This is a genomic window from Humibacillus sp. DSM 29435 (assembly GCF_001758225.1).
Lineage (GTDB): Bacteria > Actinomycetota > Actinomycetes > Actinomycetales > Dermatophilaceae > DSM-29435.
Window position 1 is genome coordinate 171,079 of record NZ_MAST01000054.1, and the last position, 7,612, is coordinate 178,690.

7 protein-coding genes are annotated in these 7,612 nt (G+C 67.8%); 6 read left to right on the plus strand and 1 reads right to left on the minus strand.

Features of this window, described 5'->3' with window-relative positions; all coding sequences use genetic code 11:
• Positions 1 to 14: 14 nt before the first annotated feature.
• Entirely contained in the window at positions 15 to 185 is a 171-nt protein-coding gene (locus BA895_RS24105) for a hypothetical protein (protein ID WP_175442428.1), read from the minus strand.
• A 246-nt stretch (positions 186 to 431) separates the two neighbouring features.
• On the opposite strand from BA895_RS24105, the gene BA895_RS22880 reads away from it, so the two are divergent.
• The 6 genes from BA895_RS22880 (at position 432) to BA895_RS22905 (ending at position 7,189) form a co-directional block, all read left to right on the plus strand.
• Positions 432 to 2,036: an NCS1 family nucleobase:cation symporter-1 gene (locus BA895_RS22880; protein ID WP_139142852.1), complete on the plus strand. Its 1,605-nt coding sequence runs from the start codon at positions 432 to 434 to the stop codon at positions 2,034 to 2,036.
• 58 nt (positions 2,037 to 2,094) lie between these two features.
• A complete protein-coding gene (locus BA895_RS22885) occupies positions 2,095 to 2,817 on the plus strand; it encodes an aspartate/glutamate racemase family protein (protein WP_070194190.1) in 723 nt (240 codons plus the stop codon).
• Between the two features lie 154 nt (positions 2,818 to 2,971).
• The gene (locus BA895_RS22890) at positions 2,972 to 3,868 is read left to right on the plus strand and encodes a universal stress protein (protein WP_070194191.1); all 897 of its coding nucleotides are present in this window, start codon (positions 2,972 to 2,974) and stop codon (positions 3,866 to 3,868) included.
• 161 nt (positions 3,869 to 4,029) lie between these two features.
• On the plus strand, positions 4,030 to 5,178 hold the full coding sequence (locus tag BA895_RS22895; protein WP_070194192.1) for a Gfo/Idh/MocA family protein: 1,149 nt from the start codon (positions 4,030 to 4,032) through the stop codon (positions 5,176 to 5,178).
• On the plus strand, positions 5,175 to 6,335 hold the full coding sequence (locus BA895_RS22900; RefSeq protein ID WP_070194193.1) for a dihydrodipicolinate synthase family protein: 1,161 nt from the start codon (positions 5,175 to 5,177) through the stop codon (positions 6,333 to 6,335). Before BA895_RS22895 ends, BA895_RS22900 begins: the two co-directional genes overlap by 4 nt.
• Entirely contained in the window at positions 6,332 to 7,189 is an 858-nt protein-coding gene (locus tag BA895_RS22905; protein WP_070194194.1) for a sugar phosphate isomerase/epimerase, read from the plus strand. The genes BA895_RS22900 and BA895_RS22905 overlap by 4 nt, the downstream gene beginning before the upstream one ends.
• Positions 7,190 to 7,612: the final 423 nt, after the last annotated feature.

The window sequence follows — 7,612 nt, forward strand, 5'->3', positions numbered from 1 at the left end:
GCACATCCGCCCACTCAACCTTCGCGCGCGGAGAGTGGCGTCGCGGTGTCGGCCAGATCGAGGTCGTACACACCCTGGGCCATCCGGTGGTGCTGCCTGCTGCGCGACGCAACGGTCGTCCCTTGCTCGCCGTCGCCGCAGATGATGTCATCGACGACGGCCTCGGTCAGCCAGTTTGGACTCATTCCAAAGAGACGTAGACCATTGACCGTCGCGGACGTGTTCCGTAATATGGTACCTAGTTTCCACCATGTGGAATTAATGAGTCGTCGTCCCGTCGCGGCCGCGACACCCGATCCCACGATGAATGGGTTCGGCACCTCGGTCTCGGAGGCAACGTCGAAGGTCGGCTCGGCCTGGTGAGAACGCGTCGACGACCGTGCGTGATCGCTCCTTGGTGTCCCCTGCGCGCAGAGAGATTGGTGAGACGAATGGATGAGAGTCGGACTGGGGCAGAGTCCTCGGCAGGCGGTTCCCCGGGTGAGCACCCCCCGCGTGGGGGCCACACCCGCGACGAGCACTTCGACGGTGAGCAGCTGCATCAGTCGGCCACGCTGATCGACGTCGACGTCGACCCGGCTCTGTTGGCCGGTCTCAGCCCCCGGCTCTACAACTCCGACCTGGCTCCCACCAAGCGGGCTGGGCGACGTTGGGGCTCCTACAACATCTTCGCGCTGTGGGCCAACGACGTGCACAGCCTCGGCAACTACGCCTTCGCCATCGGGCTGTTCGCCATCGGGCTGGGTGTGTGGCAGATCCTGCTCGCCTTCCTGGTCGGCGCGCTCCTGCTCTTCGCCCTGCTCAGCCTGTCGGGCTTCATGGGCGAGAAGACCGGTGTCCCGTTCCCGGTCATGAGCCGAATCGCCTTCGGCATCCACGGCGCTCAGATCTCGTCCATCATCCGAGGTGGCGTGGCCATCGTCTGGTTCGGCATCCAGACCTATCTCGCGTCAGTCGTGGCGCGCGTGATGGTGATCGCGCTCTGGCCCTCGCTGAAGTCGCTCGACACCAACAGCATCCTGGGCCTGTCGACCCTCGGCTGGTTCGCCTTCCTCGTGCTCTGGGTCATCCAGGTCGTCATCGTCAGCTACGGCATGGACCTGATTCGTAAGTACGAGGCCTTCTCCGGCCCGGTCATCCTGGTCACGATGCTGGCCTTGGCCGTCTGGATCTTCTCCCAGGCAGGCTGGTCGATCGCCCTGTCGACCTCCAACAGCCTGAGCGGTGGTGCGATGTGGCGCCAGATCTTCGCGGCCGGAGCGCTGTGGGTCGCCATCTACGCCACCTTCGTGCTCAACTTCTGCGACTTCACCCGGGCCGCCACGAGCCGGAGCGCCATCACCCGAGGCAACCTGGCCGGCATCCCGATCAACATGTTGTTCTTCGCCGCCATCGTGGTCGTGCTGGCCGGCGGGCAGTACAAGATCAACGGAAAGATCATCGAGAGCCCGGCCGACATCGTCCAGTCCGTGCCCAACACCACGCTCCTCGTGCTGGCCAGCCTCGCGCTGATCATCCTGACGATCGCGGTCAACCTGATGGCCAACTTCGTGGCCCCGATCTACATGCTCGCCAACCTGTTCCCCCGCCACCTGAACTTCCGCCGTGCCGGGTGGGTCAGCGCGCTCATCGGCCTGGTGCTCCTGCCGTGGAACCTCTACAACTCACCCGTGGTGATCGAGTACTTCCTCGGCGGGCTGGGCGCCATTCTCGGGCCCCTGTTCGGGGTGATCATGGCCGACTACTGGCTGATCCGAAAAGCCCAGATCAACGTGCCCGACCTGTACAAGGAAGAGGCGACGGCCGACTACCACTACCGCAACGGCTTCCACCACCAGGCCATCCAGGCTCTGGTGCCCGCGGCCGCCATCGCGATCGTGCTGGCGCTGGTGCCGACCTTCCACGAGGTCAGCCCCTTCGCCTGGTTCTTCGGCGCCGCACTGGGAGCCATCTTCTACCTGCTGCTCGTGCGAGGGCGCACCATGCCGATCCGCGACGTCTCTGGCGAACCCATCGCCGTGCCCAGCGTGCACTGACGCCGCAGCCCCTTCGATCATCAAACGATTCACCGAACAGCAGTAGGAGGAAGCACAGATGCGCATCCTGGTGGTCAACGTGAACACGACCCAGTCCATGACCGACGGCATCGGGCGAACGGCCCGGTCGGTGGCTGCTCCCGGAACCGAGATCATTCCCCTCACGCCCATCTTCGGGGCCGACTCGGTCGAGGGAAACTACGAGAGCTACCTGGCCGCGATCGCCGTGATGGAGACCGTCCGCCGATACGACCAGCCGTACGACGCGGTCATCCAGGCCGGCTACGGCGAACACGGGCGCGAGGGCCTTCAGGAGCTGCTCGACGTGCCGGTCGTCGACATCACCGAGGCAGCGGCGAGCACGGCTCAGTTCCTGGGTCACAAGTACTCGGTCGTGACCACCCTCGACCGTGCCGTGCCGCTGATCGAGGACCGGCTCAAGCTTGCCGGGCTCGACGCCCGGTGCGCCTCGGTGCGGGCCAGCGGTCTCGGCGTGCTCGACCTCGAAGCCGACCCCGACGCCGCGGTGGAGGCCATCGTCGCCGAAGCCGTGCGGGCGGTTCAGGAAGACCACGCCGAGGTCATCTGCCTGGGCTGCGGCGGCATGGCCGAGCTCAACGAGCGCGTTGCGGCGAGAACCGGGGTGCCGGTCGTCGACGGCGTCGCGGCGGCGGTGACCATCGCCGAGTCGCTCGTACGGCTGGGGCTGACCACCTCGAAGGTGCGTACCTACGCGCCTCCGCGCCCCAAGACCTTCTTGAACTGGCCTCCGGCCGACTGACCGATACGGACGAGGTCGCCCGTGAGGTCGGCCATCTTGTAAGCCAGGTTGTCGGCCACACCGCCTCGGCGGCGCCCTGGCTCAGACAGCCAACCCACTCGGCAACGCCCACCGGATGTGAGCGGCCACGATGTCTTTCAAAGGAGAACGCCCCATGCGTTACATCATTGGATACGCACCGAACAAGCATGGCGAGGAAGCTGTTGCCCTCGCGTCGGCTTTGGCGTCGACGCAGGATGCCGAGCTGCGGATCGTTCACGTTCTCGACAAGCCGGCCCCGGCCGATGCGGCGTTCGTCGAGCAGCGCGCGGTGCAGGAGACCCGGGCCGCGTGGGCCGGCGAACGGCTGGCGGAAGCACTGCTGCGCGTCGGTGACGGGGTGAGGGCCAGTACCGATGTGGTCTACGCAGACTCCGTCGCCGAGGGGCTGATCGACGCGGCTCGTGATGGCGATGCCGCACTGATCGTCGTCAGCGCCGCGCGCAACGGCCCGCTGAAGCGGTTCACGATCGGCTCGGTCGCGAACGCGTTGCTGCACGCGTCGCCGTTCCCGGTCGCCCTTGTTCCCGCGGGGTACGAGAGACCAGCGAACATCACCCGGATGACGGCTGCCATCGGCTCCCGGCAGGGCGCCGAGGCGCTCTTGGAGGTGGCCGTGCAGGCGGCCGCTCGTCGCCAGGTGCCACTGCGCCTCCTGTCCCTGATCGCGCTCGACTTCGACGAGGCGACCGACCATGAGTTTGCGCTCAAGGCAGCGCGCGCGCATGCGCGCATCGTGCTCGACGAGGCAGTGGCGACGGCGGGCACGAGCACCGAGGTCACCGCAGAGGTAGCCGAGGGCTCCACGATCGAGACCGCGGTCGAGAGTCTCCGGTGGAAGGTGGGCGAGGTCGTGGTGATCGGCTCGAGCCGCCTGGCCGAACACCGCAAGATCTTCATGGGCAACACGGCCAACAAGCTCCTCCGAGCCCTGCCCGTTCCCCTGATTGTCGTGCCACGGGCCGTCAGCGACGAGTCAGCAGAAGCGGAGTCACCTTCGCTGTCTGTGTGACGAGCGGCCCGTTGAGGGTGGGCGGCCAGCAGACCCACGGGTTCTGATTGCACTGAGCTCCCGGGAAAGCGCATTCCGAGCGAACCGGCGCGGCTTGCTCGCGGGGCATACCTGCCCGTAGACTTTGGGTAAGCGCTTTCCCAAGTCGTCGAGGAGCAGACATGACCCGTCAGATCGGCATCATCATGAACGGCATCACCGGGCGGATGGGCTACCGACAGCACCTGCTGCGGTCGATCCTCGCCATCCGCGACCAGGGCGGCGTCGAGCTCGCCGACGGTTCGCGGCTGCAGGTCGACCCGATCCTGGTCGGACGCAACCTCGAGCGAGTCAAGGAGATCGCCGAGCGGCACGGTGTCGACCGCTACACGACCGATCTCGACGCGGCCCTGGCCAACCCCGACGACCAGATCTACTTCGACGCCCAGCTCACCACCGTTCGCGAGGAGTCGATCCTCAAGGCGATCGCTGCCGGCAAGGACATCTACACCGAGAAGCCGATCTCCGAGTCGCTGGAAGGCTCGCTGCGCATGGCCCGTGCCGCTCGGGAGGCGGGGGTGAAGAACGGTGTCGTTCACGACAAGCTCTACCTGCCAGGCCTGCTCAAGCTCAAGCGCCTCATCGACGGCGGCTTCTTCGGCCGCATCCTCTCGGTGCGTGGCGAGTTCGGCTACTGGGTCTTCGAGGGTGACTGGCAGGCTGCCCAGCGGCCGAGCTGGAACTACCGCAAGCAAGACGGTGGCGGCATGGCGACCGACATGTTCTGCCACTGGAACTACGTGCTCGAGAACCTCTTCGGCGACGTCCAGGCTGTCACCGCCAAGACCGTCACCCACATCCCGGAGCGGTGGGACGAGAAGGGTGAGAAGTACGAGGCGACGGCCGACGACGCGGCCTACGGCATCTTCGAGCTCGACGGCGACATCATCGCCGTCATCAACTCCTCGTGGGCCACCCGCGTGCACCGTGACGAGCTGGTCGAGTTCCACGTCGACGGCACCGAGGGCAGCGCCGTCGCCGGCCTGCACCACTGCGTCGCCCAGCACCGCTCCGAGACCCCCAAGCCGGTCTGGAACCCCGACCTCGCCGAGGCCACCCCGTTCCGCGACCAGTGGCACCCGGTTCCCGACAACGGCGAGTTCGACAACGGCTTCAAGGCGCAGTGGGAGCAGTTCCTGCGCTACGTCGTCGGTGAGGGCGAGCACCCGTATGACTTCATGGCCGGCGCCCGCGGCGTCCGTCTCGCCGAGGCCGGCCTGCAGTCGTCGGCCGAGGGGCGCCGCATCGAGCTCGAGGAGATCCACGCATGACGGCCATCGACCTCCCGCTGCCCGGTGGTGGCTGGGAGACTCTGACGCTCAACGAGCCCCGCGTCTGGCCGACCCTCGACGGGCCCGCCTCCTCGCGGGTGGCCTTCGGAGCGGCTCACGTCGTGGCCGACCCGTGGGGTGAGAACGTTCCCGGCTCCCCGGCGCAGGTCGACTGGGACTCCACCCTGGCCTTCCGCCGGCACTTGTTCACCCACGGTCTGGGGGTCGCCGAGGCGATGGACACCGCCCAGCGCGGCATGGGTCTCGACTGGGCCACCACCCAAGAGCTGATCCGCCGCTCGTCGGCCCAGGCGCTCGAGCTCGGCGCCCGCATCGCCTCGGGCGCGGGTACCGACCACCTGCCCGCCGACGTCGCCACCCTGGATGCCGTCACGGCCGGTTACCTCGAGCAGCTCGAGGTCGTCGAGGGGGCGGGCTCGCAGGCGATCATCATGGCGAGCCGTCAGCTGGCCCGCGTGGCTACCGGGCCTGACGACTACCGCACGGTCTACGACACGATCCTGCGCCAGGTCGACCAGCCGGTGATCCTGCACTGGCTCGGGCCCGCGTTCGACCCGGCCCTCGAGGGGTACTGGGGCTCGAGCGACGTCACCGCAGCCACCGAGCACTTCCTCAGCCTGGTGCGCGACCACGCCGACCGGGTCGACGGGGTCAAGGTGTCGCTGCTCGACGCCGACCACGAGAAGGGCCTGAGGGCCGCGCTCCCAGAGGGCGTGCGTCTCTACACCGGCGACGACTTCAACTACCCCGAGCTGATCCAGGGCGACGGCGAGCACCACTCCGACGCGTTGCTCGGCATCTTCGCGGCCATCGCCCCCGCCGCCGGTGCTGCCCTGCGGGCTCTTGACGAGGGCGACATGGCCGCCTACGACGCCGCCTTCGAGCCCACGCTGCCGCTGGCCCGCCACGTGTTCAAGGCGCCCACCTTCTACTACAAGACGGGCATCGCGTTTCTGGCCTGGCTCTGCGGTCACCAGCCCGGGTTCACCATGGTCGGCGGGTTGCAGAGTGCCCGCAGCGTGGTCGACCTCGCCCACACGCTGCGTCTCGCGGATGCCGCTGGGCTCATCCCCGACCCCGACCTCGCCGCGCGACGCATGCAGTCGCTGCTCGACACCGCGGGGCTGAGCCGATGACGGGCACGATCGCTACGACTCCCGCCGCAGGCCTGAGCCGGCTGTCTCTCAACCAGAAGACCACGAACCGGTGGACCCTGCCCGAGGCGATCGACGGTTGCGTTCGGGCCGGGCTCGGTTCGATCGGGGTGTGGCGAGAGCCTCTGGCCGACATCGGCCTTGACCGTGCGAAGGCGCTCATCGACGATGCCGGGTTGCGGGTCTCGTCGCTGTGCCGCGGCGGGTTCCTCACGGCACTCGACGACTTCTCGTTCGAGTCCTCTCTCGATGAGAACGGCAGAGCGATCGAAGAGGCCGCCACCCTCGGCGCCGACTGTCTCGTCATGGTCGTCGGCGGCCTTCCGCCGGGTTCGCGCGACCTCCCCACTGCGCGAGCGCGGGTGGCCGAGGGCATCGGCCGTCTCGTACCCGTGGCTGCCGAGCACGGCGTGCGGTTGGCCCTCGAGCCGATGCACCCGATCTTCACCGCCGACCGGGGCGTGCTCGCCACCCTCGGCGAGGCTCTCGACCTCGCCGAGCCCTACCCCGCCGAGCAGGTCGGGGTCGTCGTCGACTCCTTCCACGTGTGGTGGGACCCCCAGCTCGAGGCTCAGGTCGCGCGCGCGGCCGGCCGCATCGCGAGCTTTCAGGTGTGCGACTGGATCACCCCGCTGCCCGCCGACACCCTGCTCTCTCGGGGAATGATGGGAGACGGTCACATCGACTTCCGTCACCACCTCGAACTGGTCACGGCCGCGGGTTACGACGGTGACATCGAGGTCGAGATCTTCAACGCCGACGTGTGGGCCGCCGACCCCGACGACGTCGTGGCCACCATGAAGCAGCGCTACCTCGACGTCGTCGTCGGCCCCTAGCCCCCACCCCCAAGTCGAGTGGCCACTTTCGTACCGACCCGAGGGGCCAGTTTCGTGCCGCGCGGTTGGCACCTTCGAGGGCTCAGAGGTGCCAGACGCACAGCCCATCGTGCGGTTGGCACCTCTGGCACTGGGCAGGTGCCGACCGCGCAGCGCCGAGCGAGACTCACCCAGTCGAGTGGCCAGTTTCGTTCATCGTCAGTGGGTTTCGTGGCCGGGGGCAGTGTCAGTGGTGGCCTCTAGGGTTTGAGTCATGAACACGACTGGTTCGCTTCTCGAGAGGCTCCGGCAGCAGCTGTCGGACCTCGAGTCGAGCCAGCGTCGAACTGGAGGAATCGCAGGCGCCGGGTTCTGGTCGACCCCCATCCCGGATGCCGCAGGGCCGGCTGCATCGGATGCCGCAGGGCCGGCTCGCTCGGATGC